This is a genomic window from Kingella sp. (in: b-proteobacteria), from assembly GCF_030527935.1.
Lineage (GTDB): Bacteria > Pseudomonadota > Gammaproteobacteria > Burkholderiales > Neisseriaceae > Kingella_B.
Map to the genome: position 1 here is coordinate 45,682 of NZ_JAUMZV010000007.1, position 26,875 is coordinate 72,556.

Genomic DNA, 26,875 nt, shown 5'->3' on the forward strand with positions numbered 1-26,875 from the left:
TTGCTCACCACATCGGCAGCCTGAAACGCTGTTCAGCGTAGCTAAACCCCCATCCCCAAAGGCAGCCTGAAACCCCATTTTCACCCCAAACATCATGACCGAACCATCCCCCAATCCCCAAGCAACAGAAACCCCCGACGTTTCGCCATCGCCATCCCCCGCTCCCCAAAAAACCAAAAAACCCCGGCGCCTGCTCAAATACACCTTCGGCGCGGTGGTGGTTTTGCTGGGCGCAGGCGCGGGCGGCGCGGCGTGGCTGCTCAACACCAACAGCGGCTTGCGTTTTGCCGTGTATCAACTGCCCAAGCTCGCCGACATCCAAATCACATCCAAAACGCTCACAGGCAGCATCCTGCAAGGCATCAACGCCGATGAGCTGCGCATCATCACGCCCAGCGCGGATATTGACATCAGCAGCTTGTATTTCCAATGGCAGCCGCGCCAGCTTTGGCAACGCCATTTGCACATCAGCCAAATCAACGCGGGCGACATCCATATCCAATCCAAGCCCGCGCCGCCGCAGCCCAAAAGCCCGCCGCCCGATGAGCCAACCAGCATCAGCCTGCCGCTCACCATCGCCGTGGACAATATCGCCATCCACAGCATCACGCAAGGCAAAAAGCGCAGCAAAATCCTGCGCCAAGCCCAAGCCAGCTATGTTTACGACCACCAACAACACCGCATCACATTAGGCAGCCTGAAAAACTATTGGTCCAGCACCCACGGCGAACTCGCCGCCAGCACCACCAAGCCCTTTGCCCTATCAGGCAGCTTGCTGTCCGATGGCGAGCTAGATGGTATCGCCGTAACCAACACCCTAGCCCTATCAGGCAGCCTGAACAATATCATCATCAACACCGACCTAACAGGCAACGGCGTAGGCTTGCACGCCAACACCCAACTGCGCCCCTTTGCCAAGCGCATTGACGACCTAATCGGCAAAGTGAGCGTGATTGGGCAAGGCATCAACCCCAAAGCCTTTATGCCCAGCCTGCCCGAAGCCAACCTACACTTCACGCTCGGCATTACGCCCGATTTAGACGACCCCAAAGCCATGCTGCGCGGCGTACTCAACCTGCGCAACGAAATGCCCAAAACCGCCGACAACAACGGCATCCCCGTTAAGCTCATCAACGGCATTTTTAATATTGACGACAACGGCGCAGTCAAAATAGACCACATCCAAGCCAACCTGCTGCAAAAAGGCAGCCTGAAAATCGCAGGCGACATCCAAACCAGCGACCCCGCGCTCAATCTCACCGCCAACATCGCCCAGCTCACCAGCAGCGATGTCATCAGCACCGCCCTGCAACCCACGCTCAACGGCAGCATCAAAGCCACAGGCACATTCGCCAATCCACAAATCAACTGGCAGCTCACTACCGACCACGCCCAAAGCACAGGCAGCCTGAAAATCGCCACCGATACAAAAAACGCCCAACGCACCCTGCTGATAGAAAACGGCAGCATCAAAACCAACAACGGCGGCGAAGTTAAACTGGCAGGCAGCCTAGAACTCTTCCAAAACCAAAAGCTCGCCGTGCAACTTGCCAGCCAAAACTTCAACCCCAGCGCGCTCTACCCCAGCTTCCCGCAAGGCAATATCAACGGCAAAATCCAAGCCACAGGCGAAATCGCCCAACAACGCATCCACAGCGAACTCAACTTCGCCCCATCCGCCCTATCGGGCGCAAACCTATCGGGCAACGGCATCGTGGACTATCAAGACAACCACATCAGCCACGCCGACCTAGCCATCCACCTAGGCAACAACCACCTGAACACCCAAGGTGCGTATGGCAAACAAGGCGACAGTCTCGCCTTAGACATCAACGCCCCCAATCTCAACCTATTCGGCTTCGGGCTACAAGGCGCGCTCACCGCCAAAGGCAGCCTGAAAACCACCGCCAACAGCTACACCCAAGTAGATGCCAACCTAAACGGACAAGCCCACGGCTTTGCCCTAGGCGAAGCCCTGCGCATCCAAAACCTAGACTTCAAAATCCAAGCCAGCCCCAGCCCCACCGCCCCGCTCAACATCACGCTCAACGGCAACCACATCAGCGCAGGCGGCGCGGCCATCGACAACATCACCGCCAGCCTAAACGGCACGCAACGGCAACACCAATTTAAAGCCCAAAGCAGCCTGAAAATAGACAACAAACCGCTTACCCTACGCGCCAGCGCAAGCGGCGGGCTAAACGAGCAAACACAATGGCAAGGCAACATCAGCGAACTCAACATCGCAGGCGCGCTCAATTTGCGCCTGCAAAACACCATGCGGCTAGAAGCAGGCGCAGAGCGCGTGGCACTCAGCAGCGCAAGCTGGCAAGCACTCGGTGGCAGCCTGAATTTAGACCAGCTCACATGGAGCAAACAAACAGGCCTGATAACCAAAGGACGCGCCAACAACCTAAGCCTAGAACAACTGCATAACTTCTACACCCCGCCGATGGAACACAACCTAACCATCGCCGCCGACTGGGATTTAAGCTACACCCAAAGCCCGCGCGGCTACCTAAACCTGCGCCAACAAGGCGGCGACATCACCCTGCCCACCGCCCGCAAGCAGCCGCTCAATCTGCAAAACTTCGTGCTCAAAACCACGCTAGACGGCAGCGGCATCCACAACAACATCACCGCCGGCACCCGCTACGGCAAAGTATCGGGTGACTACAACATCCTGCAAGCCTTTGGCGGCGGCAAAATCACATCCGCCCCCGTCAGCGGCAAAATCCAATTTGCCAACGACAACCTAGAAAGCCTAAAAAGCATGATGCCCGTGGGGCACATCATCCAAGGCTCGCTGCTCGCCACCGCCCAAATCGCAGGCACAGTGGACACGCCCAAACTCAGCGGCACCGTAAACGGCGAAAACCTGTATTACCGCAACCGCCAAGTTGGCATTATTCTGGACAACGGCAGCCTGAAATCCCATTTAGACGGACAACGCTGGCACATTGATTCGCTGGTGTTTGACCGCAAAGGCGGCAAAATCAGCCTAACAGGCGATGCCGCCTATGTGAACAGCGCGCCCGATGTCAACGCCAAAATCACCGTAGCCCAATACCCCATCCTAGACCAAACCAGCCGCCATCTCACGCTATCGGGCAGCACCGACATCAGCTACAACAGCAACGGCATCACGCTCACAGGCAGCCTGAAAACCGATGTCGGACGCTTCGGCTTCCAAGAAAGCAGCGCGCCCACGCTGGATGATGATGTGATTATCGTTGGCGAAGTGAAACCCGCGCCCGCGCCGCCGTTGCCGCTCAAACTCAACCTAGACTTTGACCTAAACGACCGCCTGTTCTTCGTGGGCGAAGGCTTGCGCGTGTCGCTTGGCGGCAAACTCCACCTAAGCTCCAACACCACCGCCGATGTGCAAGCCGTGGGCAGCATCCACATCACACGCGGGCAATACAAAGCCTACGGACAAGATTTGGTGGTAAAAAAAGGCATCATTTCCTTTGTTGGGCCTTTAACCAAGCCCAATCTCAACATCCGCGCCGAACGCCGCGCATCCCCCGTGGGCGCAGGCGTAGAAGTGTTGGGCAACCTAGAAAACCCGCGCGTGAGCCTAGTTGCCGATGAACCTATGAGCGAAAAAGACAAACTCTCATGGCTGATTCTCAACCGCGCCAGCTCAGGCAACGACAGCGACAACGCCGCCCTAGCCACCGCCGCCAGCGCATATCTGGCAGGCAAGTTCAACGACAAAATGGGCTTTGTGGACGACTTCGGGCTCACCACCCAACAAACCCGCAACACCGACACAGGCGAGCTTAACCCCGCCCAGCAAGTGCTCACCTTCGGCAAACAGCTCACCCAAGATTTATACCTTGGCTACGAAGTCGGGCTGGGGCAAGCCAACCAAACCATCCAGCTCGTGTATCAACTCAGCCGCGCTTTCCAAGCCATCGCCCGCATCGGCACGCTCTCATCAGGCGGCGAGTTGAAATACATCAAACGGTTTGATTGACGATAAGGCAGCCTGAAAACGGTAAAACACGTTTTTCAACCTTGCGCATTGCGCTGCGGCATACCCCTTTGTCTCCAAATCAAAGATTTGGGCAAGGGGGCAAGGCTGCCGCAAAGTTGGCAACCCACTTGCTTGCAAGCTACAATCCCCTTTTCTCATCAACCCAAGAAAGACCCACCATGATTAACCAATTTGACATCAACCCCTACACCAAAAACCAGCTAACCGCCTATCTGGAAAGCAAAAACATCAACCTGCGCGAAGGCATGGACAACGAAGAAACCAACAAAGAAATCGCCGCCATCTTGCACGGCGGCTTCCCAAAAATGGTACAAAAAATTTACTCGCTGGCAAAATTTGAAAAATTCTTTTGGGAAAAACGCGAGCTATTGCACCAACACATCGCCAACCGCTTCGCCGCCATAGACGAAAAAGCCGCCAAAAAAGGCAAATAAGAACCTGTATTCACTATTTTCATAGGCAGATTTTATGAAATAAAAGCGCGGATACAAGGCAAAAAGCGCAGCAAGGTTGGACACCTTGCGAGCATTTTTAACGCAGTATCCGCGTTTTTAGGGCATAAAAGATGACTATGAAAATAGTGAATACAGGTTCTAAATATCCGATGTAGGGTGTGTGGCTTTGCCACGCACCGTAAGGCAGCCTGAAAATCTGTTTGACCATTAACTCGCTTCACTCGTTTTCAGGCTGCCACAACCACATCATTCATTCACAAGGAAACCCAACATGAGCCGAAAAGTTCAAATCAACAAAGGCACCATCCAAGACAACGCCTTAAAAGCCCTAGTCAAATCCAATCTTCTTCCGCCACAAAATAGAGCGCAACAAAAAAGGCAAAGGCAGCTACAACAGACAACAAGCAAAAAAATGGCAGGACGGTTCTTCGGAATCGTCCTGCTTTGTTTGGGCAGCCTGAAAATCAACATGGAGCAGCGATAGCTCGTTACCAAATGGCATATTCAATAAGGCTTTACTGGCAGGCAACATCAGCAAGCCTTTGCTGCACCATCGTTTACCAACGTCCCGCTTAATCTCAATCTATCTTTACAATCCGCTACGTTATATCAAAATAAAAAACAATTAATTTTCAAAAAGTTATTGATTTCTCTTCGCCAAATGTTTACAATGCGCGAGTAGTAATTTTTCACACAACCTAACTTAGGAGCAAACAAAATGACCGATTGTCAAACACACACAAACCACACCCACGTTCACGGCGCAAACTGCGGACACACCGCCATCCAACACGGCGACCATGTGGATTATCTACACGATGGGCATCTGCACCACGCCCACGCCGAGCATTATGATGAACACCGCTTGGACGTAACCGATGCCAACCCAGACGGCTGCCACCCCGTGCACACTTGCGGCGAACACCGCCACGGCGCAGGCTGCGGACACGAAGCCGTGCCACACGGTGACCACGTGGATTACTTGGTAAACGGTCGTTTGCATCATCAACACGGCGACCATTGCGATGACCACGGTCCTGTACAAATCGTCAAATAATCGCGCAATAAAAAACACGCTCGCAAAGCTCTGCGAGCGTGTTTTGCATTTTCAGGCTGCCTGAAAATTAGCGTGGGGCGCAATCTTTAAACAAAATCTCATCGTGTGGCGAAGTGATGGTAGCGATGTTGGCTTTGCGTGCGTTTTCGCTGGTGAGCATTTCCATGCTGATGCCGTAGCCGCGACCGCCGAAAATGGTGTCCACGTTGTCCGATTTGTTCAAATCGTATTGCATCACGCGGGTTGCGCCGTTCAATTTAGCAGTGGCGGTAACAGGAATGCCTGCGCCGTTAAAGTTGTATTTCACGGCAACGCGACCTTGTTGGCAAGTGTAGTTTACGGTGCGTGTGCTGGTGATTTTTTTCGCGTTAATCGGACCGCGTGGGGCGGCGATGGCGCTGCCTGCGATAACGGTTAAAGCCAAAACGCTCAAAATTTTTGCGATGTTCATATTTCTATCCTTTGCGGAAAATGAAGTGAATTGCTGCAAGGATTTGCAACAAGCGGCATCATAAATTTATCTTTTGCGTTTGTCTAGCGGGGCGATTGGGCGTTTTCATATTTTTTCACATGGCAAACGGCGGAACGGAGCGGGGCGGGTTTAGCCGTTTGGTTGGAGCGAATAGGCAGCCTGAAAAGCCATTTTGAAACTATGGCGCAACGACTAGCCCGCTTTAAAAATCCAACCGATGCCATCCAATATAAAGCAAGAGCACGGCTTGCAAGCAAGCCGTAGGGGCGCGCAAAACCATTTCAGGCTGCCTTATATTGCGCCCGCGTTTAGGCAGCCTGAAAAGCTAGTTCGCCTGCGATGCGCTGCGTTGGTGTTTTTCCCACTTGGCGCGGTGTTCGGAGGCGTAGGCAAGGTTAAGAATAATCAGACTTGGCATTTTGCTGTTTTCATTGACGCTAGCAGGCATGGCGAGTGCCAGCAAAGTACCTTTTTTAAATTGTTGTACGCCTGCTTGTTGCATGGATTGCTTACGACTTTCGGGCGTTTCGCTGGCAGCCATTTGCATGATGGCAAATTCATCGGCAGTTAAATCAGGATAGGGCGCGAAGCCTGCGGTTTTCAGGCTGCCTATTAGCGCGTCAAAATCGTTGTCGGCGCGTAAAAATAAGATAGATTGCAGCACTTTGCTGTCGCTATCAAAGACAAACATTTGCTGTGGCACAGTGCCTTTGATGTCGCGCATATAAATAACAATGTCGCCTGATTCTACTGTAATGATGCGGTCGCCATAGCCTAGATAACCGCTATCGCTTTGAATGATATCGGGGTAGATTTTTTTCAACTGCTCGGCGGTGGTGCTGCCGATTTGCACCTGCTGTAACACATCGCTTTCGCTGGCAACGATGTTGGATTGGGCGGCGGGCGTGATGTTGCCAACGCGCACATCGCAGGCGGCTAGGGATAGAGCGAGCAGGGGGGGCGATGAGATGAAGTTTCATGGCGATTTCTTGTGGGTGGGATGAAGTGAAGCGGCGGCAGCCTGAAACGGCGGCACCGCCGCGCCGCAGCGTTGCAACAGGGCGATGGTTTCAAACACAGGCAAGCCCATCACGCCGGTGAAGCTGCCCGCCAAATGCTGCACAAACACGCCACCGATGCCTTGAATACCGTATGCACCTGCTTTGTCCAGCGGCTCGCCTGTGGCGATGTAGGCGGCGATTTGCGCGTCGGTGAGCGGGCAGAATTGCACGTTGTTTTGCTGCACGATGGCGTGTTCGTGCGCGCCAAACGAAACACACACGGCGGTTAAGACTTGGTGCGTGTCGCCCGACAAACCGCGCAACATGGCGGCGGCGTGTTCGGGTGTGGCGGGTTTGCTGAGAATTGCACCGCGATGCACCACGCTGGTGTCCGCGCTGATGATGGGGAACTGGCTCGCCTGCGGGTTGGCTTGCCGCGCGGCGCGGTTTTTGGCGATGGCAAGGCGCAGCACATAATCGTGGGCGGATTCGTGAGCCAGCGGGGTTTCGTCAATTTCGGTGGCGATGTTGTGGATGGTGTAGCCCAAGTTTTGCAGGATTTCGTGGCGGCGCGGGCTGTTGGAAGCGAGATAGAGTTGGGGCATGGGTGTCCTTGTGGATGGTGATGGGCAGCCTGAAAACGAGCAAAGCGAGTTTCAGTAAAGCTAAAACGGCATCTGAAAATGGTTTTCAGGCTGCCTTATCCTTGCTCCACTTGGCGCGGATAATTTCCACCGCCATCGGGATAACGGAAAAAATCACAACGCCAATCACCAGCACGCCAAAATTATTTTTCACCAGCGGCACATTGCCAAAGGCATAGCCCAAATAGGCAAGCGACACCACCCACGCGATTGCGCCCACGATGTTGTAGCGCAAAAAATGCCCGTAGTGCATTTTGCCCATGCCCGCCACAAACGGCGCAAAGGTGCGCACAATCGGCACAAAGCGGGCAAGGATGATGGTTTTGCCGCCGTATTTTTCGTAAAACGCATGGGTTTTGGCAAGGTATTCGGGCTTGAAGATTTTGCTATCGGGGCGCGAGAACAGCTTTGCGCCGAAGTATTTACCGATTTCAAAATTGGATGCGTCGCCCAAAATGGCGGCGGCGAACAACACGGCAATGATGATGTGCACGTTTAACGCGCCAGCGGAAGCAGCGGCAACTGCGCCTGCGGCAAACAGCAGCGAGTCGCCTGGTAAAAACGGTGTCACCACCAAGCCTGTTTCGCAGAACACAATCAGAAACAAAATGGCGTAAATCCAGATGCCGTATTGCGCGGCAAGGACGATAAGATTTTGGTCTATATGGAGAATAAAATCTAGCATGGTTTAGGCAGCCTGAAAAAGGGTTGGATAATGGGGAAGGGATGGGCAGCCTGAAAAGGGTTGGGTAGGGTTTTCAGGCTGCCTATTTCTCGCGCCACCACGGCAGCGTAATATCGGGAAAATTCCAGCCGCGATACACCGCCAGCATCCGAATGGCAAAAATCAACACGATGGTGGACAAGCTGCGCAGCCAAGCATTCATGCCCGTTTGCAGCATCAGCAGATAATAGCCGCTGCCGATGATGGACGCGGTGATGTAAATCTCTTGGCGCAGCACCAGCGGGATTTCGCGGCACACCATATCGCGCATCACGCCGCCAATCACCGCGGTAAACGCGCCCATCAGCATGGCAATCGTTGCCGTCATGCCACGGCTCAACGCCGCTTCCACGCCAATCACGGTAAACGTCGCCAAGCCGATTGCGTCAAACCAACGGATAACATGGTTAATCCGCGCAAAAAAGCCGTAAAACATTTGCACCACCGTGCTCACCAGCAAAATGGTGTAGAAATAATTTAAATCGTGCAGCCAAAAAATGGGGTGGCGGTTAATCAGCAAATCGCGCAGCGTGCCGCCGCCTACGCTGCCCAGAAACGAAATCAGCACCGCGCCAAAAAAATCCAGTTTAAGCTGCTTGGCGAGCACGGTGGCGGCGATGGTGCAGGCAATCACGCCGATGATATCCAGCGCGTAGATGATGGCTTTGATTTCGGGGAGAACGATGGCGGCAGACATGGCTTGGCGGGTGGTGAACAAGATGGATGCGATATTAGCACAAGGTTTCAGGCTGCCCTATTGTTCTTATTGTTGATAACGCAAAAGGCAGCCTGAAACCCAATCTGAAAACTTTGCAAAACCTAAACCACAACAACGAAATAGTAACGTCCGTCATTCCCGCGTAGGCGGGAATCTTGGCTAATTCAAAACAATAGCTTGTTTTTACACGAGTTTCTTAATATCAAACAAGATTCCCGCCTACGCGGGAATGACGGCATTTCTTATTTTTCAGGCTGCCTTCGCAATATGCAAAGGTTTTAGCCTAACCCCCCAAAAATGCTATAATCCGCGCTTCTTTTGCCTAGCGTTTTTTCAAACCGCGTTTCAGGCTGCCACACACACGGAAATCCCATGCAAGCTAAACCGCCCAAAATCGCCCTGTTGCCCCAAGAATGGTGCGCCGCCACGTCTTTGGCGGGCGTGTATGCCTTGCGGATGCTGGGGATGTTTTTGGTGTTGCCTGTGCTGGCGTTGCACGCGCATGATTTGGCGGGCGCAAATGCCGCCAACGCGCCGAAAATGGTGGGCTTGGCGATGGCGATGTATGGCTTAACCCAAGCCTTGTTGCAGCTGCCATTGGGCATGCTGTCCGACAAAATTGGGCGCAAAAAAGTGATTTACATCGGCATGGGCGTGTTTGCGTTGGGCAGCTTTTGGGCGGCAACGGCAAACGATGTACACACGCTGATTATGGCGCGGGCGGTGCAGGGCGCGGGCGCGGTGAGCGCGGCGGTAACCGCGTTGCTGGCGGATTTAACCCGCGAAGAAGTGCGCACTCGCGCCATGTCGTTGATTGGATTGAGCATTGGGCTCACTTTTTCCATTAGCTTGGTGCTGTCGCCGATACTCAGCCGCTGGCTGGGCGTGAACGGCTTGTTTGCGCTGATGGGCGCGTTGAGCCTTGCCAGCATCGCGCTGGTGGCGTGGTACACCCCCAATCCCACCAGTGCGCAATCGCGTTTGCATGAAGATGCGCAATTGCAAGTGGGGTATATTGGCGAAGTGTTGAAAAATGGGCAGCTTTTGCGGCTCAATTTTGGCATTTTTGTGTTGCAAGCGGGGCTGATGGCGATGTTTACCACGCTGCCGTTTGCGCTGAAAGATTTGGGCTGGGACAAGGCGAGCCATTGGCAAATCTATCTGCCCGCCACCGTTATCGGCTTGGTGTTGATGATTCCCGCCATCATCATCGGCGAAACGCGCAATAAGCTCAAACCCGTGTTTTTAATCGGCATCGGCTTAACCACAGCCGCGCAGTTCGCGCTATTAGGCAGCCTGAACGCGGCATGGCTGATTGGATTGAGCTTGGTGGTGTATTTTATCGGCTTCAATATTTTGGAAGCGAGTATGCCATCGCTGGTTTCCAAAATCGCGCCCAGCAATTTAAAAGGCACGGCGATGGGCGTGTACAACACGCTGCAATCGGTGGGCGTGTTTTCGGGCGGCATCATCGGCAGCCGTTTATACGCGCAGTATGGTTTTAACGGCGTGTTTATTTTTTGTGGGCTAATCGGCATCATATGGCTGCTGCTGGCTGCCCGCGCGCCTGCGCCCAAGCCTGTGAAAAACATGATGTTCGCCGTCCCCGAAGCATGGCAGGGCGATTTAGGCAGCCTGAAAACCGCCATTCAAACCACCGCAGGCGTGGAAAGCATTGCGTTTAGCCACGACAAGCAAACCCTATTTATCAAAGTCTTGCAGCAAGGATTTGACGAAGCCAGCATCCAAACCATCTTATTAACAGGAGCAAACAAATGTCATTAAACAAAGTTATTTTGATTGGCAACTTGGGGCGCGACCCCGAGCTGCGCTATATGCCCAACGGCGATGCGGTGTGCAATTTTTCTATTGCCACCAGCGAATCGTGGAACGACCGCAACAGCGGGCAACGCCAAGAGCGCACCGAATGGCACAACATCACGCTGTATCGCCGTCTTGCCGAAGTGGCGGGGCAGTATTTGAAAAAGGGCAGCCAAGTGTATATTGAAGGCAAAATCCAAAGCCGCAAATACACCGACAAACAAGGAATGGAGCGCACGGCGTATGACATTATCGGCAACGAGATGAAAATGCTGGGTTCGCGCAGCGGCAATCAACAAGGCGGCTATCACGACGATGCGGGCTACGCGCCTGCGCCGCAGCAAAACTATGCGCCACCACCGCAACAACAGCCCGCCTATAACGCGCCGCCCCCTGCCGCGCCTACGCAACGCCAAGCCCCTGTTGCCCCCGCCGCGCCTGTGGACGATATTGATGACGATATTCCGTTTTAAGCACAGTTTTACGATTAAGGCAGCCTGAAAAGCAGCATGGCGTTGTTTTGGCAAAGATAGCCGCAGATACTGCTTTGAGTGTCTGCGGTTTTGTTGTCTGTAGGGTGTGTGGCTTTGCCACGCACCAGTAATTTAAACACGACTAAACGGTGCGTGGCATAGCCACATACCCTTGTTATTTTTGACTAACGCTGTTCTCCCAAAGGCAGCCTGAAACGCCCTTTCGCGCACCTAAATCGTTTTGGTGGTGTCCTAAAAAGTATGCTGCACTACTGACTGTTTCTTCCCCCGCTGGCGGGAGAGGGAACAGATTGCAGAGCTTTTAATCAGTACTGCTGGCTATCAACAATAATCAAACCAGCATACTTTTTAGGACATCACCATCGTTTTTAATGAAAGCCCACCATGTCCCCCAAAATCCTTGCTCTCGCGCTACTCGCCACTTTCCCATTCGCCGCCCACGCTGCGCTGCAAGCCAGCAGTCCTGCCCCGCTTACCATCGCATCGTCCACCGCCACCCAACCTGCGCCATCCACCGCCACCCACGAGCGCGTGCTGCCCAATGGCTTGCGCGTGATTGTTAAAGAAGACCATCGCGCCCCCGTTGCCATGATTATGCTGTGGTACAAAGTGGGCAGCTCGGATGAAGTGGCGGGCAAAACGGGGCTGAGCCACGCGCTGGAACACATGATGTTTAAAGGCACGCAAGCCGTGCCAGCGGGCAAATACGCCGAAATCATCAGCGCGTTGGGTGGCAACAACAACGCCTACACCACCGATGAAGAGACGGTTTACCATGTGAAGATCGCCGCCGAGCATTTGCCCAAAGTGCTGGAATTGGAAGCCGACCGCATGGCGAATTTGAATTTCAGCAACAGCGTGTTTATCAATGAAATGAAGGTGATACGCGAAGAACGTCGCCAGCGCATTGAAGACAATCCGCAAGGTTTGTTGTACGAAGAAGTGATGCAGCGGGCGTGGCAAAAATCGCCCAACCGCACCAGCGTGATTGGCAAAATGGCGGATTTGCATAAGCTCACGTCCAACGATTTGCGCCAATGGTACAAAAAATGGTACGCGCCCAATAATGCCACGCTGGTCATCGTGGGCGATGTGCAGCCTGAAACGGCGTTTGCCCAAGCCGAGCAGTATTTTGGCAGCCTGAAAAAACGCCCGCTGCCCGCGCGGCAAAACATCAGCGAGCCGTTGTCGCGCGGCAAGGCGGTGCAAAGCAGCATTCGAGGCAACACCAAGCAGCCGCTGATAACGATTGCCTACCGCGTGCCGCATCTGACCGCGCTGGGCGAGAAGCTGCCCTACGCGCTGGATATGCTGACCAATGTGTTGGATGGGCATAACGCGGCGCGGTTGAGCAAAAATTTGCTGCGCGGCAAGCAAATCGCGCAAAACATTGATACGGGCTATTCGTTGCTGGCGCGCAGTCCGCAGCTTTGGGGCATCAACGCTTCGCCTGCGGCTAATGTGTCCACAGGCAGCCTGAAAACGGCGATTGAAGCCGAAATTGCGGATATTGCCGAACACGGCATCAGCGAAGAAGAGTTGAACCGCGCCCGCAGCATTGAACACGCCAAAACCATTTTTGCCCGCGACAGCATCAACGCCTGCGCCAACCTAATCGGCTTGCTGCAAATCGCAGGGTTTAGCTGGCGCGATGAAGCCGAAATCCGCCGCCGCATCCAAGCCGTCTCCGCCGCCGACATTCAGGCTGCCGCCAAGCTGCTGACGAAAGACAGGCAGATTTATGTGGAATTGCTGCCTGATGAGCAAGCGGGCGGGGCGAAGAGTAAGGCGAAGTGAGCAGGGCAGCCTGAAAGTGGTTAAACCATTATTGGCAGCCTGAAATCTTTGCAAATCCCCTAACGGCAGCCTGCGTAGCGAAGCGGAGTTGCGAAGCTAAAAATAAGAAATGTCGTCATTCCCGCGCAGGCGGGAATCTTGTTTGAGATTCAAAAATCTACGCAAAAACAAATCATTGTGTAAATTTAACCAAAATTTCTGCCCGCGCGGGAATGGCGGAGAATTGACTATTTCTTGTTTCATTTTAGATTTTGCAAAGGTTTCAGGCTGCCTGAACGCAACCTGTCGTAAACAATTCTCTCTACATCCCAACACCAAAGGCAGCCTGAAAAATGTCCCACACTCCTTTTCAGGCTGCCTAACCATCAAAACCCAAGGAACCCCCATGCACTACACCGACCTGCGCGACTTCCTAACCCAACTGGAACAGCAAGGCAGCCTGAAACGCATCGCCGCCCCCGTCTCCCCGCATCTGGAAATCACCGAAATCTCCGACCGCGTGCTGCGGCAGGGAGGCGCGGCATTGCTGTTTGAACAGCCCGTGCGCCCAGACGGCAGCCGCTACGCCTACCCCGTGCTTGCCAACCTGTTCGGCACGCCCGAGCGCGTGGCGCTCGGCATGGGCGCAAGCGATGTATCCAAACTGCGCGAAATCGGGCAGACGCTCGCCTATCTGAAAGAACCCGAGCCGCCCAAAGGCATCAAAGACGCATTTTCCAAACTGCCGCTCTTGAAAGACATTTGGAGCATGGCACCGAAAATCGTCAAAAACGCCCCCTGCCAACAAATCGTACTGGAGGGCGACGCGGTAAACCTGTACGAGCTGCCGATTCAGCACTGCTGGCCGGGCGACGTTGCCCCGCTGGTAACGTGGGGCTTGACGGTAACGTGCGGGCCGCACAAAAAACGCCAAAATCTCGGCATCTACCGCCAGCAGTTGCTCGGCAAAAACAAACTCATCATGCGCTGGCTTGCCCATCGCGGCGGCGCGTTGGACTATCAGGCGTTCCGCCAAGAAAACCCCAGCGCGCCCTATCCCGTTGCCGTCGTGCTCGGCTGCGACCCCGCCACCATTTTGGGCGCGGTAACGCCCGTGCCCGACACATTGAGCGAATACCAGTTCGCCGGCTTGCTGCGCGGCTCGCGTACCGAACTGACAAAATGCATCGGCAGCGATTTGCAAGTGCCCGCCCGCGCCGAAATCGTGTTGGAAGGCGTTATCCACCCCAACGAAACCGCGCTGGAAGGCCCCTACGGCGACCACACGGGCTATTACAACGAGCAAGACCACTTCCCCGTGTTCACCGTCGAGCGCATCACCATGCGCGAAAACCCGATTTACCACAGCACCTACACTGGCAAACCGCCCGACGAACCCGCCGTACTCGGCGTGGCGTTGAACGAAGTATTCGTGCCGCTGTTGCAAAAGCAGTTCCCCGAAATCACCGATTTCTACCTGCCGCCCGAAGGTTGTTCCTACCGCATGGCAGTCGTCAGCATGAAAAAACAGTATGCCGGACACGCCAAGCGCGTGATGATGGGCTGTTGGAGCTTCCTGCGCCAGTTTATGTACACCAAATTCATCATCGTGGTGGACGACGACGTAAACGTGCGCGACTGGAAAGAAGTCATCTGGGCAATCACCACGCGCATGGACCCCGTGCGCGATACGGTTTTGATGGAAAACACGCCGATTGACTATTTGGACTTCGCCAGCCCCGTAAGCGGACTGGGCGGCAAAATGGGCTTGGACGCAACCAACAAATGGGCAGGCGAAACCAGCCGCGAATGGGGCACGCCGATTACCCGCGATGCGGCGGTGGTGCGGCGCGTGGACGAGATTTGGGGGGAGTTGGGGCTATGATGTTTAAATAGCTTTATTTGCTTTTGGCGGCTGGCGAGTTGGCGATGTGGACGGTGTAGCAGTTTAAAGATGACTGGCGGCGGGGGAAGTGGTCGCAAGGGTCGGTGGTGGTGACGTTGCTTTGGCTGGCGATGGCGATGCTGCTGGGCGTGGGGATTGGGTTGGAATAGGGTTGATGCGGGGGAAAGGCAGCCTGAAAACGGGGTTATTGTTTTCAGGCTGCCTAATCATGTTTAGGCAGCCTGAAATCTTATACAGCGCATTCAATCCAGCGCATTCTGAATTTCGCGTTGCAGTTTGTTCAAAAACCGTCCTTGGCGCACTAGGTCGCTGGCGGCGGGGTAGTCTTGCTGGGCGAAGGTGGTTGCGAGCTGTTGTTCTAGCTGGGTTTGGGCTTGGGCGATTTCGGTTTGCAGGGCTTGCAGGGTGGGGGTGTTTTGCTCGGCTTGGGCTTCGGCTAGGGTTTCGCGCCATTGCATTTGTTGCATCAGAAATTCGGGGTCTATTTGGGTGTTGTGGGGGTCGTCGGGGTGGATGTTGTGTTGTTGCAGGATGTAGGCGGCGCGGTCTATGGGGGATTGGAGCGTGGTGTAGGCTTGGTTGATGGTTGCGCTCATCATCAGGGCTTGTTTTTGCTCAAAGGGGCTGGCGGTGGTGTATTTGTCGGGGTGGAATTGGGCGGCAAGGTGGCGGTAGCGTTGTTCTAGGGCTTGGGTGTCTAGGGTGTAGCTTTCGGGCAGTTGGAATAGGGTGAAGTATTGGGACATGGGATTTCCTTTGTGGGATGGTTGGGGCGGTTGTTCTGTATAGGCAGCCTGAAAATGGGGGAGATTGTGTTTCAGGCTGCCTTGGGCGGGTGGCATTGCGGGTTTACGGCTGCGTATCCAGCAATACAAATTGTTCGTGCTTGCTGCGGGGTCGTCGCCCTGTCCATAGGATTTTGCCGTTTTCAGGCTGCCTTTGGGCTTTGGGGTTGTATTGCAGCAGCACATAGCGGCAGTTGGGGGTGCTGCTGGTGATGGGCAGGGTGCTGTATTGTTGCCATGCGATGCGGGTGTCGGTTTGATTGGGCGGGATGTAGAGACAGCTGGTGTGGCTGTGCAGCGAAACGAGTAGGTCGTCGCTTAGGCTGTTTTGCATTTGTTGCACGATGGGGCGGTGGCTTTTGGCGGCATCTATCCACGGCAAAAATAGGGTCATCAACAACGCCCACACAAGGGTGATGCCTGCTGCCCAGTTGGTTACGGCTTGGCGGGCGCGGATGTTTTTGCGGGTGATGGCGATGAGCCACATGGGGGTGAACAATAGGGCGACGATAATGGGCATGGGGTCTATGTCGCGGGTGTAATAGGGGCTGAAATAGGCGGCGCGTTCGGCGAGCTTGGCGGGGATGCCGTAGTTCATGGCGATAAAGCCTATCCACAAGAATAGCGCGGCTGCGCCAAAGGTCATCGCGCCAAACCAGTTTAAAAAGGCGACTGCGCCACGGCGTAGGTTGTCTAGCTGGGCTGCGCCGAGCAGGGCGAGCGGGGGCAGGATAAGCACTAAGCTATCTTGGTCGCGCTGGGGGTTAAGCGCGATGAGCAGGGTGAGCAGGGCAAGCGTGTAGAAAGCAAAGCTGGCGGCGTTGGCGGGCAAGGGTTTGCGGCGGGTGGCTGTCCAGATGGCGAGCGGCAGGGCGGGAAAGGCGAACCACAGGATGTGTTGCAGATAATAGGGCAGTTGAAAGGCAGCCTGAAAATGCTGCGTGCCGCCGTAGCCGCCAAATAGGTGCTGATGCAGATATTGGGCAAACGCGGCAGGCTGGGTGATGGATAGGGCGATGGGGTAGATACTGGCGAGCGGCAAGGTGGTGAGCGTGGCGCAGATAAGCGCAATCAGAATGCGGTTGCTGCGCCACGGCGCGTGGGTGAGCCAAAGCAGCCAGCCTGTGAACAAAGGCACGGCGGCGATGATGATGCCCGCGCTTTGCATCAGCAACACGCTGGCGATGGCAATCAACAGCGCAGCCAAAATGGCTTGGCGATGGGCAACGGCGTAGCCCCACATCGCCAGCCCGATGCCCGCAAACAGCAGCGATTGCCCACCCATAAAATGCGCCAGCGGCAACAGCCCCGCCGAGCCAATCAAAATCAGCACCACGCTGCGCCCATAATGCCGCCCCAAAAAGCGATAGCCCGCCATGCCGCTGCCCAGCAACCCAAGGCTGGTGTAGAACACGCTGGCAAAGCGCGCGGCGGAATACGCATCGGCTGCCCACGGCGTGAGCAAGCGTTGGAAAAGCTGGGCGGTTTGCACATACAACGGGGCAGCCTGAAAATAGGCTGCGCCAAACAGCATCGGCTGCCACGCGCCAAACGGCGTTTCGCTGATGGCGGTGTAAAGTTCAGGCTCGCTGGGCTTCCACAAATCGTGCGAAAACACGCCCGGCCACAGCCACGCGAACGCGAGCAAAAGCAGCAACCAAGGGTATTCGCGGGTGGGCGGAATGGGGCGTTGGGATGCGGGGGTGTAAGTGAGCATGAGCGGGATGGAGATTTTGTGAGAGTGGGCGATTATAGCGTATTTGGGCGGGGTGTCTGGATGATAACGGTTGCTAATTTGGTTTCAGGCTGCCTTGGGAGATGAGGCAGCCTGAAAATCCATTCCCCCCGCTTTCAGGCTGCCTTAATTTAACACAACCAAACCAGCAGCCAAACCACCGCAATGCTAAACATCGCCGCAATCAAATCATCCAGCATCACGCCCAATCCGCCGCTCACGCGCTGGTCAAACCATTTAATCGGCGGCGGTTTCACCGCATCAAAAAAGCGAAACACCGCAAACGCAATCGTCCACCAGCCCAAGCCTTGCGGCACGCAGGCATAAATCAGCATCATCGCCACAATCTCGTCCCACACAATGCCGCCATAGTCATGCACACCCAGCGCGCGTTCGGTTACGTTGCAAATCCAAATACCGATAAAAAACAAAGCAATACACAGCAAGCCCAACGTCAGCTTGCTCATGCCGCAGCCCAACAGCAGCCCCGCAATAAACACCGCAGGCAGCGTGCCCACCGTACCAGGGGCGTGGGGCGCAAGCCCTGTGCCAAAACCAAAGCCAACGAAACACACGGGGCGTTGCCACAGCCACATCCAAGTAACTTCAAAAGCAGGTTTTTGTTTTGCCATAAAGCCATTCCTTGTGAACCCGTTTTCAGGCTGCCTAATACGACAACACTACCCAAGGCAGCCTGAAAACCATTAAAATCAGCCCAATCATACCACCACCCAAGAAAGGACAAAACATCATGGCGATTCTGATTACAGGCGCATCCGCAGGTTTTGGCGCAGCCATGTGCCGCGCATTTGTGCAAGCAGGTTATCCCGTTATCGGCGCAGCCCGCCGCGCAGACAAGCTCGCCGCCTTGCAAAACGAGCTGGGCTTTATGTTCCAACCGCTAGAAATGGATGTTGGCGACAAAAATTCCGTCAATATTGCCCTTGCCAGCCTTGCCAACCTGCCCGAAGCGTTCCAAAGCATAGACTGCCTGATTAACAATGCAGGGCTTGCCCTTGGGCTAGAACCCGCCCATCAAGCCAGCTTTGAAGATTGGGAAACCATGGTGCAAACCAACGTGCTCGGGCTGATTTACCTAACCCGCCAAGTGCTGCCGCAAATGGTGGAGCGCAATCAGGGCTACATCATCAACATCGGCTCAATTGCAGGCACTTATCCCTACGCAGGCGGCAATGTGTACGGTGCAACCAAAGCCTTTGTGCGCCAATTTAGCCTGAACCTACGCGCAGATTTAGCAGGCAAAAACATCCGCATCACCAATGTAGAACCGGGGTTATGCGGCGGCACAGAGTTCTCCAACGTCCGCTTCAAAGGCGACGAAGAGCGCGTAAACAAACTATACGAAAACGTGGATTACATTCGCGCCGAAGACATCGCCCGCACCGCCCTATGGCTCTACCAATGCCCGCCGCACATGAACGTCAACGCCATAGAAATCATGCCCGTTGCCCAAACCTTTGCCGCCCACACCGTAACCCGCAAAACCGCGCCAGAAGGCAACGCCGCGAACGATGCCGCCAGCCATAACGCCGCCAACGAAGCCCAATCCAAAGGCTTGTTTGGCAAACTGGCATCGTTGTTTAAATAACCGTTTCAGGCTGCCTGATAAGCTCTTAGAACCTGTATTCACTATTTTCATAGGCATCTTTAATGCCCTAAAAACGCGGCTACCGCGTTAAAAATGCTCGCAAGGTGTCCAACCTTGCTGCTGCGCTTTTTGCCTTGTATCCGCGCTTTTATGCCATCAAATCTGCTTATGAAAATAGTGAATACAGGTTCTTAGCTTAACTATTCAGGCAGCCTGAAATTTGCTAATATGCCGCCCGTTTTAACCACACAACAAGGAGAACAAAATGGCTCGTATGGTTCATTGCGTCAAACTCGGCAAAGAAGCCGAAGGCATGAAATTCCCCCCGCTGCCCAACGCGCTGGGCAAACGTATCTTTGAAAACATCTCGCAAGAAGCATGGGACGCATGGACGCGCCACCAAACCATGCTTATCAACGAAAACCGCCTGAGCCTAGCCGACCCCCGCGCCCGCGAATACCTAGCGCAGCAAATGGAAAGCTACTTTTTTGGCGACGGCGCAGACAAAGTGCAAGGCTATGTTCCCATTGAAGAACCCAAATAGGCAGCCTGAAAACTCTTTGCACGAATTTTCACGCAAAGAGTAGTCAAAACAATAAAAATGCGGTTAAAATTCGCAAACTCAAAAGTAGAGAAACCACTCTATACAACATTGATAGAGATTTATTCAAACCGCCGCAAGGCATTTTTTTAAGGACGACCATAATGTCAGTTGAACAAAAAGTTAAAAGCATCGTAGCCGAGCAATTAGGTGTAGCCGAAAGCGAAGTGAAAAACGAATCATCATTCCAAGACGACTTGGGCGCAGATTCGCTGGACACCGTAGAATTGGTAATGGCTTTGGAAGAAGCCTTTGGCTGCGAAATCCCCGATGAAGACGCAGAAAAACTCACCACCGTTCAAGCTGCGATTGATTACGTTAATTCAAAACAAGCGTAAGCCATTTTTGGCAAAACAGCCTCTGATTTTCAGGCAGCCCTGCCCAAATCAGGGGCTGTTTGGCTAACCCCACATTACAAGAAGAGAACCCCATGACTCAACGACGCGTTGTTATCACAGGTTTAGGGCAAGTATCGCCCGTGGGCAATGACGTGCCCAGCGCGTGGCAAAACCTGCTGGCAGGCAAAAGCGGCATCGGCAAAATCACCCGATTTGATGCTGGCGACATCGCTTGCCAAATTGCAGGCGAAGTGAAAGATTTTGATGTAACCCAATACATCCCGCCCAAAGAAGCCCGTCGCATGGATGCCTTTATCCACTACGGCATCGCAGGTGCGATGCAAGCCATCACTGATGCCCGTTTGGACGAGTTTGCCGAGTTGGATAAAGACCGCGTGGGCGTAAACATTGGTTCGGGCATCGGCGGTTTGCCCGCGATTGAAGCCACCGCCAACACCGTTGCCGCAGGCGGCGCGCGCAAAATCAACCCCTTTTTCATCCCCAGCTCGTTGATTAACCTGATTGCGGGACACGTTACCATCCTAAAAGGCTATCGCGGCCCAAGCTACGGCATCGTTTCCGCGTGCACCACCAGCGCGCACGCCATCGGCGATTCCATGCGGATGATTCAATACGGCGATGCCGATGTGATGATTGCGGGCGGCGCAGAAGGCGCGGTATGCACACTGGGCATCGGCGGATTTGCTGCCATGAAAGCCTTGTCCACCCGCAACGATGACCCCGCTGCCGCGTCCCGCCCGTGGGACAAAGACCGCGATGGTTTTGTGATGGGCGAAGGCGCAGGCGTGTTGGTGCTGGAAGAGCTGGAACACGCCAAACGGCGCGGCGCAACCATTTACGCTGAAATCGTTGGCTTTGGCGCAAGTTCCGATGCCTACCACATCACCGCGCCCAACATGGAAGGCCCTGCGTTGGCGTTGTCCCGCGCGTTTAAAGATGCCAAGGTGCAACCGAGCGAAGTGGACTACATCAACGCGCACGGCACATCCACGCCATTGGGTGATGCTAACGAAACCAATGCGATTAAATCGGTGTTGGGCGAGCACGCGAAAAAAGTGTTGATTAGCTCCACCAAGTCCATGACGGGGCACTTGCTCGGTGCAGCAGGCGGCGTGGAAGCCGTTTACAGCGTGTTGGCCATCCGCGACCAAATCGCGCCGCCCACCATTAACTTGGTTAATCAAGACTTTGAAGCGGGCTGCGATTTGGATTACTGCGCCAACCAAGCGCGCAAAGCCGATATTCGTATCGTGGCATCCAGCTCGTTTGGCTTTGGCGGCACCAACGGCACGCTGGTGTTTAAACGCTACGAAGATTGATGTTGAGTGTAACGAAGAAAACTGCAAAGGCTTGGGCGTTTGCGGTTTTTTGTGTGCGATAGGCAGCCTGAAACCTTTGCAAAACCTGTAACCGATGGAGCGTCGGCGGCTCGCCGACATTTTGGAAAATCAGTAATGCTATGTTTAATAAGCAATTTGGCGACGAGCCGTCGCCGCTCCATTTTAGGTTTCAGGCTGTTGTTGGGGGGGGAAAAGGTTTCAGCCTGAAAATAGGATAGGGTGGGAGTTGCCATTTTCAGGCTGCCTATAAGGTTGGGGCAGACTGCGGAACGTAGTGAAATTGCGAAGCTAAAACCGTTTACCTGTAATGCAATCGGCAGCCTGAAAGTGGGGTAGGGCAGTCCAAATCCGCACAATATTTGCACGTTTCTGCATCACGGCGTGTATCACACTTTTCTATAATCCGCGTTTTCAATCAAACCCCAACCAGGAAATCATCATGAAAACAGGATGCTACATCGCAGCACTAGCGGGTTTAACCGCACTTTCCACGCTTGCCAGCGCAGAAGGAAAATTTTCCGTGCAAGTGGATGGCTTGCAAAACGGGCATTTTGCCCAACGCCATGTGTTAAGCGAAGCCTATGGTTTTGGCTGCACAGGCGGCAATATTGCGCCCACTATTTCGTGGAAAAATGCGCCCAAAGGCACAAAAAGTTTCGTGCTGACGATGTACGACAAAGACGCGCCCACAGGCTTGGGCTGGATGCATTGGGTGGTTGCCAATATTCCCGCCCATGTGCATACGCTGCCTGAAAGCCAGCCGCTGCCGCAAGGCTCATTGCAAACGCGCACCGACGGCGGCGCAGCAGGCTTTATGGGCGCATGCCCGCCCAAAGGGCAAAATCACCGCTATGAAATCACTGTTACCGCTGTGAACGTGGCAACGTTGCCGAACGTTACCGCCGAATCCACGCCCGCAATGGTTGGCTTTTTTACCCATGCGCACGCGCTGGGCAAGGCAACCATAACCGTGCGCCAAGCGCGGTAGTGGTCTGATAAATATAGAACAAGGACGCGATAGAGTGCGTCCTTTTTTCTAAGAACCTGCATTCACTATTTCCATAGGCAGATTTTATGGAATAAAAGCGCGGATACAAGGCAAAAAGCGCAGTAAGGTTGGACACCTTGCGAGCATTTTTAACGCAGTAGCCACGTTTTTAGGGTATAAAAGATGTCTATGGAAATAGTGAATACAGGTTCTAACATATAGGCAGCCTGAAAACCGTGTAAACCTGTTTTCAGGCTGCCTTACGCAAATCGCTTGGCGTGCAACCGAAATGCGCCCGAAATCTTGCCGCAAACCGCGCAGGGCTTTCATAGCCCACCGCATAAGCCACCTGTGCCACGCCCAGCGGCGATGTTTGCAACAGCGTGAGCGCGCGCATCATCTTCACGCTGTTCAATAGCTCGCGGAACGATGTCCCTTCATGGGCTAACCGTCTTCGCAGCGTGGCTTCGCTCATGCCCAGCCGTTGCGCCACATCCGCTATTTGCCAGTTGGTTGCCGTATCCCGCGCAACCAACTGGTGGATTTGCTTGCTCAACCGCTGCGCCGAATGTGGATTAAACACCGCGCCCGCTTGCGCCAGCCAAGCCAGCAATTCCATCGTCCGCGCTGCCAAAACTGTTTCAGGCAGCCGCGTTTGCAAACCTTGCACCACGCGCGAAAATGCTTCATTCCAAGCGGCATCAGGGCGCACAACCTGCGCCCAATCTACCGTTTCGCGCGTGGGATGCTGCGCAAAAAATTGCGCTACCCAATCATCGCCCAACATCAGCCATTGCGAGCAATAACCCTGCGCCGCATCGGGTTCGTTCAACACATCAAATGACTGTCCGCCCGCAATCAACAACCATTGCCCCGCCGCCGCCACCAATTCGCCACCCGCATAACGCAGCGTTTTGCGCCCATGCACCACGCGCACAATCATCGGCTGCGCAAATTGCGATTGCGCGAACAAAAGTTTCTTGTGCTGCAACACGCTGCCCGTTTCCAAATACTGGGCGCAGGCAAAATGGCGAATCGTTGGCATGGCAAAATCGGCTTAAAACAAAAAAGAGATTATAAAGGGAAAGCGGTTTCAGGCTGCTATAAAGCTGGGGCAGCCTGAAAATAGTTTGTCCGATATTGCCCGTTTCAGGCTGCCCCAAACATACCAGTCTTATTCCCATGCTCATGGCGTTGCGCCGCCATACCCACGCTTAAATCCGCTAAAATTTCACCATTCGCAGTTCACTCAACCCAATCCAACCGCGCAACTTATGATTAGGCAGCCTGAAACCCAAAAAAGGAAACCGCCATGCTCCCCACCTTAATCTTCTGCATCATCGCCTATTGCATCGTAACCCACCAATCGCCCCAATCCGACAGCACCGCCCGCACATAGCTGCGCTACATCCTATTTCTCGCCCCCATCGCCCAAGCCATCAACCTATATACCGCAGGCACCGCCGCATTCATCATCAGCTTCCTAGTGGGCCTATTCGCCGCCTACCTTACCGCAGGTTCAGACGATGACACATGGATAAACGGTATGTTCGCATCCAGCCTTATCTTGCCGTTTGCCCTTGCCATGTTGCACTTCATCAGCCATCTAGCCGATTGGCAATGGTTCAACAGCCCGCTTGCCAACGCATTCAGCCAATTTCTGTGTGGCTACTGCATCGCCCTGTTCAACTTTATGCCCATGTTCCAAGGCATCCGCGACCAACTCAGCGACTGATTTTCAGGCTGCCTACCCCGCACCATAGGCAGCCTGAAAAACAATTTTCGCCAACCCCTTGCCAAAGCATACACATTTTAAGAATAATAAAAAAAGAACATTCAGGCTGCCCGCAATAGGCAGCCTGAAAACGCAAAACCCATTTTCAGGCTGCCTTTCCATATACAAAATATATCCATCCAAGCAGCCTGAAATTCCCTTAACCCACTTCACAAGCAAAACAACATCATGGCAAAAAATCTCCTTATCGTAGAATCCCCCAATAAAATCAAATCCATCAAAAAATACCTTGGCAGCGATTACGAAGTGCTCGCTTCGTTTGGACACGTGCGCGACTTGATTAAGAAAAACGGCGCAGTCAATCCCGAAGACAACTTCGCCATGAAATACGAAATCCCCGCCAAATCCGCCAAACACGTGGACGAAATCGTCAAAGCCGCCAAGCAAGCCGACACCATCTATCTCGCCACCGACCCCGATAGAGAAGGAGAAGCAATTTCGTGGCACATCGCCGAAATTCTCAAATCCAAACGCGGCATGGCAAACATCGGCGACAAGCTGCAACGCGTGGTGTTCCACGAAGTAACCCCCAAAGGCGTGCAAGAAGCCATCCAACACCCGCGCGGGCTAGACATCAACCTTGTGGACGCGCAACAAGCCCGCCGCGCCTTGGATTATCTGGTTGGCTTCAACCTATCGCCCTTGCTGTGGAAAAAAATCCGCCGTGGCTTATCCGCAGGGCGCGTGCAAAGCCCCGCCTTGCGCCTGATTTGCGAACGAGAAAACGAAATCCGCGCCTTTGAAACCCAAGAATACTGGTCCATCCACATGGACAGCCACAAAGGGCGCACCAAATTCAGCGCAAAACTCACCCAATGGCAAAACGCCAAATTGGAACAATTCTCCCTGCCCAACGAAGAGAGCCAAGCCGCCATACTTGCCGCGCTGCAAGGCAAAGAAGCCCGCGTTGCCGAAGTCATCAAAAAGAAAGCCACGCGTAAACCCGCCGCGCCCTACACCACATCCACCATGCAACAAGATGCCGTGCGCAAACTCGGCTTTACCACCGACCGCACCATGCGCACCGCCCAGCAGCTTTTTGAAGGCATAGACGTGGGGCAAGGCGCAGTCGGCTTGATTACCTATATGCGCACCGATAGCGTAACCCTGTCGCAAGACGCGCTCACCGAAATCCGCCACTATATCGGCAACAAAATCGGCGCGGACTACCTGCCCAACAGCCCCCGCGTGTACAAAACCAAATCCAAAAACGCCCAAGAAGCGCACGAAGCCATCCGCCCCACATCCGTTTACCGCACGCCAGAAAGCGTGAAACCCTTTCTCAGCGCCGACCAATTCAAACTCTATCAAATGATTTGGCAACGCAGCGTCGCCTGCCAAATGGTAGAAGCCAAATTTGATGCCACCACCGTAGATATAGCCGTGGGCGATGGCATCTTCCGCGCCACAGGGCAAGTGCTGGTGTTTGCAGGCTTTTTAAGCGTGTACCAAGAAGGCGCAGACGAAGACGATAGCGAAGACGAAAACAACAAAAAACTGCCCGAAATGGCAGTTGGCGAAGTACTGCCCGTGGATAACCTATACGGCGAACAACATTTCACCCAACCCCCGCCGCGCTTCAACGAAGCCACGCTCGTGAAAGCCCTAGAAGAATACGGCATCGGCCGCCCTTCCACCTACGCCAGCATCATCAAAACGCTCAAAGACCGCGAATACGTGATTGTAGAACAACGCCGCTTCCTGCCCACCGACACAGGCGAAGTAGTCAACCGATTTCTAACCGAACATTTTAAACAATATGTGGATTACAACTTCACCGCCAAACTAGAAGACCAGCTAGACGAAATTGCAGGTGGCAAACGCCAATGGATTCCCGTGATGGACAGCTTCTGGCAAGGCTTCCACAAACAAGTAGAAGAAAAAGAAGGCATAGAACGCGCCAAATTCACCACCGAAGAGCTAGACGAAACCTGCCCCAAATGCGGCAACCACAAGCTACAAATCAAATTCGGGCGCGCAGGACGCTTCATCGCCTGTGCAGGCTACCCCGAATGCGACTACACCCGCAATGTAAACGAAACCGCCGGGCAAGCCGCCGAGCGCATCGCCCAAGACGAAGCCATGCAAGCCGAACTCAACGGACGACCTTGCCCCCAATGCGGCGGACAACTCGTTTACAAAAACAGCCGCACAGGCAAAAAATTCATCGGCTGCGCCAACTACCCCAAATGCAAACACGTTGAACCGCTAGAAAAACCCAAAGATACGGGCGTAAGCTGCCCGCAATGCGGCAAAGGGCATCTGGTGGAACGCAAATCCCGCTTCGGCACAACCTTTTACAGCTGCGATACCTACCCCGAATGCAAATACGCCATCAACAGCGAACCCCTTGCGCAACCCTGCCCCCAATGCGGCTGGACAATCACCATGCGCAAAGTAACCAAACGCTGGGGCGTGCAACGCGTCTGCCCGCAAAAAGAATGCGGCTGGAAAGAGCAGCTAGAAGCGCCTGAGCCGAAAGAGAAGAAATAAAGCAAGCATTGAGTGGGCAACAGTTCACATAAAAGGCAGCCTGAAAAGCCCCTTAACCCCATTTCAGGCTGCCCAGTTAAACCATGCAGCAAACAAAAA

Annotated in this window: 26 protein-coding genes and 1 pseudogene; 15 read left to right on the top strand and 12 right to left on the bottom strand. The window is 54.1% G+C overall.

Going from position 1 to position 26,875, the window contains the following annotated elements:
• Positions 1-94 precede the first annotated feature (94 nt).
• The 4 genes and pseudogenes from Q4A85_RS03625 (at position 95) to Q4A85_RS03640 (ending at position 5,515) form a co-directional block, all read left to right on the top strand.
• Entirely contained in the window at positions 95-3,982 is a 3,888-nt protein-coding gene (locus tag Q4A85_RS03625; RefSeq protein WP_303107794.1) for a translocation/assembly module TamB domain-containing protein, read from the top strand.
• A 179-nt stretch (positions 3,983-4,161) separates the two neighbouring features.
• A complete protein-coding gene (locus tag Q4A85_RS03630; protein ID WP_303107795.1) occupies positions 4,162-4,437 on the top strand; it encodes a hypothetical protein in 276 nt (91 codons plus the stop codon).
• A 292-nt stretch (positions 4,438-4,729) separates the two neighbouring features.
• Positions 4,730-4,919, top strand: a pseudogene (arfA, locus tag Q4A85_RS03635) (alternative ribosome rescue factor ArfA).
• Positions 4,920-5,176: 257 nt separating this feature from the next.
• Positions 5,177-5,515: a hypothetical protein gene (locus Q4A85_RS03640; RefSeq protein WP_303107796.1), complete on the top strand. Its 339-nt coding sequence runs from the start codon at positions 5,177-5,179 to the stop codon at positions 5,513-5,515.
• A gap of 67 nt (positions 5,516-5,582) precedes the next feature.
• Here Q4A85_RS03640 and Q4A85_RS03645 read toward each other — a convergent pair whose 3' ends face one another.
• From Q4A85_RS03645 to Q4A85_RS03665, 5 genes are all read right to left on the bottom strand, one after another.
• Positions 5,583-5,966 carry an adhesin gene (locus Q4A85_RS03645; protein WP_303107797.1) on the bottom strand — a complete coding sequence of 128 codons (384 nt, stop codon included), beginning with the start codon at positions 5,964-5,966 and terminating at the stop codon, positions 5,583-5,585.
• Positions 5,967-6,312: 346 nt separating this feature from the next.
• On the bottom strand, positions 6,313-6,912 hold the full coding sequence (locus Q4A85_RS03650; protein ID WP_303107798.1) for a hypothetical protein: 600 nt from the start codon (positions 6,910-6,912) through the stop codon (positions 6,313-6,315).
• A gap of 51 nt (positions 6,913-6,963) precedes the next feature.
• Positions 6,964-7,593 (bottom strand): nucleoside triphosphate pyrophosphatase, encoded by a 630-nt coding sequence (locus Q4A85_RS03655; protein ID WP_303107799.1) that lies wholly within the window; start codon positions 7,591-7,593, stop codon positions 6,964-6,966.
• A gap of 85 nt (positions 7,594-7,678) precedes the next feature.
• Positions 7,679-8,317 carry a DedA family protein gene (locus tag Q4A85_RS03660; RefSeq protein ID WP_303107800.1) on the bottom strand — a complete coding sequence of 213 codons (639 nt, stop codon included), beginning with the start codon at positions 8,315-8,317 and terminating at the stop codon, positions 7,679-7,681.
• Positions 8,318-8,399: 82 nt separating this feature from the next.
• Positions 8,400-9,074 (bottom strand): trimeric intracellular cation channel family protein, encoded by a 675-nt coding sequence (locus Q4A85_RS03665; RefSeq protein ID WP_303107801.1) that lies wholly within the window; start codon positions 9,072-9,074, stop codon positions 8,400-8,402.
• A 372-nt stretch (positions 9,075-9,446) separates the two neighbouring features.
• Between Q4A85_RS03665 and Q4A85_RS03670 the strand changes: the two genes are divergently transcribed.
• Both Q4A85_RS03670 and Q4A85_RS03675 read left to right on the top strand, forming a co-directional pair.
• Positions 9,447-10,859, top strand: coding sequence for an MFS transporter (locus Q4A85_RS03670; RefSeq protein WP_303107802.1), 1,413 nt, complete (start codon positions 9,447-9,449; stop codon positions 10,857-10,859).
• Positions 10,850-11,368, top strand: coding sequence for a single-stranded DNA-binding protein (locus Q4A85_RS03675; protein ID WP_303107803.1), 519 nt, complete (start codon positions 10,850-10,852; stop codon positions 11,366-11,368). Before Q4A85_RS03670 ends, Q4A85_RS03675 begins: the two co-directional genes overlap by 10 nt.
• A 14-nt stretch (positions 11,369-11,382) precedes the next feature.
• Here Q4A85_RS03675 and Q4A85_RS03680 read toward each other — a convergent pair whose 3' ends face one another.
• Entirely contained in the window at positions 11,383-11,508 is a 126-nt protein-coding gene (locus Q4A85_RS03680; protein ID WP_303107804.1) for a hypothetical protein, read from the bottom strand.
• A 265-nt stretch (positions 11,509-11,773) separates the two neighbouring features.
• Between Q4A85_RS03680 and Q4A85_RS03685 the strand changes: the two genes are divergently transcribed.
• A complete protein-coding gene (locus Q4A85_RS03685; protein ID WP_303107805.1) occupies positions 11,774-13,186 on the top strand; it encodes a pitrilysin family protein in 1,413 nt (470 codons plus the stop codon).
• 385 nt (positions 13,187-13,571) lie between these two features.
• Positions 13,572-15,050, top strand: coding sequence for a 4-hydroxy-3-polyprenylbenzoate decarboxylase (gene ubiD, locus Q4A85_RS03690; protein ID WP_303107821.1), 1,479 nt, complete (start codon positions 13,572-13,574; stop codon positions 15,048-15,050).
• A 63-nt stretch (positions 15,051-15,113) separates the two neighbouring features.
• On the opposite strand, the gene Q4A85_RS03695 is transcribed toward ubiD, so the two are convergent.
• The 4 genes from Q4A85_RS03695 to Q4A85_RS03710 all read right to left on the bottom strand — a co-directional run bounded on the left by Q4A85_RS03695 (position 15,114) and on the right by Q4A85_RS03710 (position 18,223).
• Positions 15,114-15,317, bottom strand: a complete 204-nt coding sequence (locus Q4A85_RS03695; RefSeq protein ID WP_303107806.1) for a hypothetical protein — start codon at positions 15,315-15,317, stop codon at positions 15,114-15,116.
• Complete coding sequence (gene hscB, locus Q4A85_RS03700) at positions 15,314-15,817, bottom strand: Fe-S protein assembly co-chaperone HscB (protein ID WP_303107822.1); 504 nt, start codon at positions 15,815-15,817, stop codon at positions 15,314-15,316. Before hscB ends, Q4A85_RS03695 begins: the two co-directional genes overlap by 4 nt.
• Before the next feature lie 103 nt (positions 15,818-15,920).
• Complete coding sequence (locus Q4A85_RS03705) at positions 15,921-17,573, bottom strand: glycosyltransferase family 39 protein (protein WP_303107807.1); 1,653 nt, start codon at positions 17,571-17,573, stop codon at positions 15,921-15,923.
• A gap of 149 nt (positions 17,574-17,722) precedes the next feature.
• The gene (locus tag Q4A85_RS03710; RefSeq protein WP_303107808.1) at positions 17,723-18,223 is read right to left on the bottom strand and encodes a phosphatidylglycerophosphatase A; all 501 of its coding nucleotides are present in this window, start codon (positions 18,221-18,223) and stop codon (positions 17,723-17,725) included.
• Positions 18,224-18,342: 119 nt separating this feature from the next.
• Here Q4A85_RS03710 and Q4A85_RS03715 point away from each other — a divergent pair, with 119 nt between their 5' ends.
• The 4 genes from Q4A85_RS03715 (at position 18,343) to fabF (ending at position 21,479) form a co-directional block, all read left to right on the top strand.
• Positions 18,343-19,200, top strand: coding sequence for an SDR family oxidoreductase (locus Q4A85_RS03715; protein ID WP_303107809.1), 858 nt, complete (start codon positions 18,343-18,345; stop codon positions 19,198-19,200).
• A gap of 265 nt (positions 19,201-19,465) precedes the next feature.
• Complete coding sequence (locus Q4A85_RS03720; protein WP_303107810.1) at positions 19,466-19,744, top strand: oxidative damage protection protein; 279 nt, start codon at positions 19,466-19,468, stop codon at positions 19,742-19,744.
• A gap of 158 nt (positions 19,745-19,902) precedes the next feature.
• Entirely contained in the window at positions 19,903-20,139 is a 237-nt protein-coding gene (gene acpP / locus Q4A85_RS03725) for an acyl carrier protein (protein WP_040559011.1), read from the top strand.
• 92 nt (positions 20,140-20,231) lie between these two features.
• A complete protein-coding gene (fabF, locus tag Q4A85_RS03730) occupies positions 20,232-21,479 on the top strand; it encodes a beta-ketoacyl-ACP synthase II (protein ID WP_303107811.1) in 1,248 nt (415 codons plus the stop codon).
• Here the strand turns inward: fabF and Q4A85_RS03735 are convergent.
• Positions 21,467-21,733 carry a hypothetical protein gene (locus Q4A85_RS03735; RefSeq protein WP_303107812.1) on the bottom strand — a complete coding sequence of 89 codons (267 nt, stop codon included), beginning with the start codon at positions 21,731-21,733 and terminating at the stop codon, positions 21,467-21,469. The two genes, fabF and Q4A85_RS03735, sit on opposite strands and share 13 nt — an antisense overlap.
• A 206-nt stretch (positions 21,734-21,939) precedes the next feature.
• Here Q4A85_RS03735 and Q4A85_RS03740 point away from each other — a divergent pair, with 206 nt between their 5' ends.
• Positions 21,940-22,488 (top strand): YbhB/YbcL family Raf kinase inhibitor-like protein, encoded by a 549-nt coding sequence (locus tag Q4A85_RS03740; RefSeq protein WP_303107813.1) that lies wholly within the window; start codon positions 21,940-21,942, stop codon positions 22,486-22,488.
• A gap of 250 nt (positions 22,489-22,738) precedes the next feature.
• On the opposite strand, the gene Q4A85_RS03745 is transcribed toward Q4A85_RS03740, so the two are convergent.
• Positions 22,739-23,533: an AraC family transcriptional regulator gene (locus tag Q4A85_RS03745; protein ID WP_303107814.1), complete on the bottom strand. Its 795-nt coding sequence runs from the start codon at positions 23,531-23,533 to the stop codon at positions 22,739-22,741.
• Positions 23,534-23,974: 441 nt separating this feature from the next.
• Between Q4A85_RS03745 and Q4A85_RS03750 the strand changes: the two genes are divergently transcribed.
• Both Q4A85_RS03750 and topA read left to right on the top strand, forming a co-directional pair.
• Positions 23,975-24,223, top strand: a complete 249-nt coding sequence (locus Q4A85_RS03750) for a hypothetical protein (RefSeq protein ID WP_303107815.1) — start codon at positions 23,975-23,977, stop codon at positions 24,221-24,223.
• A gap of 228 nt (positions 24,224-24,451) precedes the next feature.
• Complete coding sequence (gene topA / locus Q4A85_RS03755; RefSeq protein WP_303107816.1) at positions 24,452-26,776, top strand: type I DNA topoisomerase; 2,325 nt, start codon at positions 24,452-24,454, stop codon at positions 26,774-26,776.
• The last annotated feature ends 99 nt before the right edge of the window (positions 26,777-26,875 follow it).

Bases quoted from the DNA above. Each gene is read 5' to 3' on its own strand.
- hscB (WP_303107822.1), bottom strand. From the start codon at position 15,817: ATGTCCCAATACTTCACCCTATTCCAACTGCCCGAAAGCTACACCCTA.
- Q4A85_RS03720 (WP_303107810.1), top strand. From the start codon at position 19,466: ATGGCTCGTATGGTTCATTGCGTCAAACTCGGCAAAGAAGCCGAAGGC.
- Q4A85_RS03630 (WP_303107795.1), top strand. From the start codon at position 4,162: ATGATTAACCAATTTGACATCAACCCCTACACCAAAAACCAGCTAACC.
- Q4A85_RS03670 (WP_303107802.1), top strand. From the start codon at position 9,447: ATGCAAGCTAAACCGCCCAAAATCGCCCTGTTGCCCCAAGAATGGTGC.
- Q4A85_RS03735 (WP_303107812.1), bottom strand. From the start codon at position 21,733: ATGGCAACTCCCACCCTATCCTATTTTCAGGCTGAAACCTTTTCCCCC.
- Q4A85_RS03710 (WP_303107808.1), bottom strand. From the start codon at position 18,223: ATGGCAAAACAAAAACCTGCTTTTGAAGTTACTTGGATGTGGCTGTGG.
- Q4A85_RS03715 (WP_303107809.1), top strand. From the start codon at position 18,343: ATGGCGATTCTGATTACAGGCGCATCCGCAGGTTTTGGCGCAGCCATG.
- fabF (WP_303107811.1), top strand. From the start codon at position 20,232: ATGACTCAACGACGCGTTGTTATCACAGGTTTAGGGCAAGTATCGCCC.
- ubiD (WP_303107821.1), top strand. From the start codon at position 13,572: ATGCACTACACCGACCTGCGCGACTTCCTAACCCAACTGGAACAGCAA.
- Q4A85_RS03675 (WP_303107803.1), top strand. From the start codon at position 10,850: ATGTCATTAAACAAAGTTATTTTGATTGGCAACTTGGGGCGCGACCCC.
- Q4A85_RS03685 (WP_303107805.1), top strand. From the start codon at position 11,774: ATGTCCCCCAAAATCCTTGCTCTCGCGCTACTCGCCACTTTCCCATTC.
- Q4A85_RS03645 (WP_303107797.1), bottom strand. From the start codon at position 5,966: ATGAACATCGCAAAAATTTTGAGCGTTTTGGCTTTAACCGTTATCGCA.
- Q4A85_RS03660 (WP_303107800.1), bottom strand. From the start codon at position 8,317: ATGCTAGATTTTATTCTCCATATAGACCAAAATCTTATCGTCCTTGCC.
- Q4A85_RS03640 (WP_303107796.1), top strand. From the start codon at position 5,177: ATGACCGATTGTCAAACACACACAAACCACACCCACGTTCACGGCGCA.
- Q4A85_RS03740 (WP_303107813.1), top strand. From the start codon at position 21,940: ATGAAAACAGGATGCTACATCGCAGCACTAGCGGGTTTAACCGCACTT.
- topA (WP_303107816.1), top strand. From the start codon at position 24,452: ATGGCAAAAAATCTCCTTATCGTAGAATCCCCCAATAAAATCAAATCC.
- Q4A85_RS03655 (WP_303107799.1), bottom strand. From the start codon at position 7,593: ATGCCCCAACTCTATCTCGCTTCCAACAGCCCGCGCCGCCACGAAATC.
- Q4A85_RS03745 (WP_303107814.1), bottom strand. From the start codon at position 23,533: ATGCCAACGATTCGCCATTTTGCCTGCGCCCAGTATTTGGAAACGGGC.
- Q4A85_RS03625 (WP_303107794.1), top strand. From the start codon at position 95: ATGACCGAACCATCCCCCAATCCCCAAGCAACAGAAACCCCCGACGTT.
- Q4A85_RS03705 (WP_303107807.1), bottom strand. From the start codon at position 17,573: ATGCTCACTTACACCCCCGCATCCCAACGCCCCATTCCGCCCACCCGC.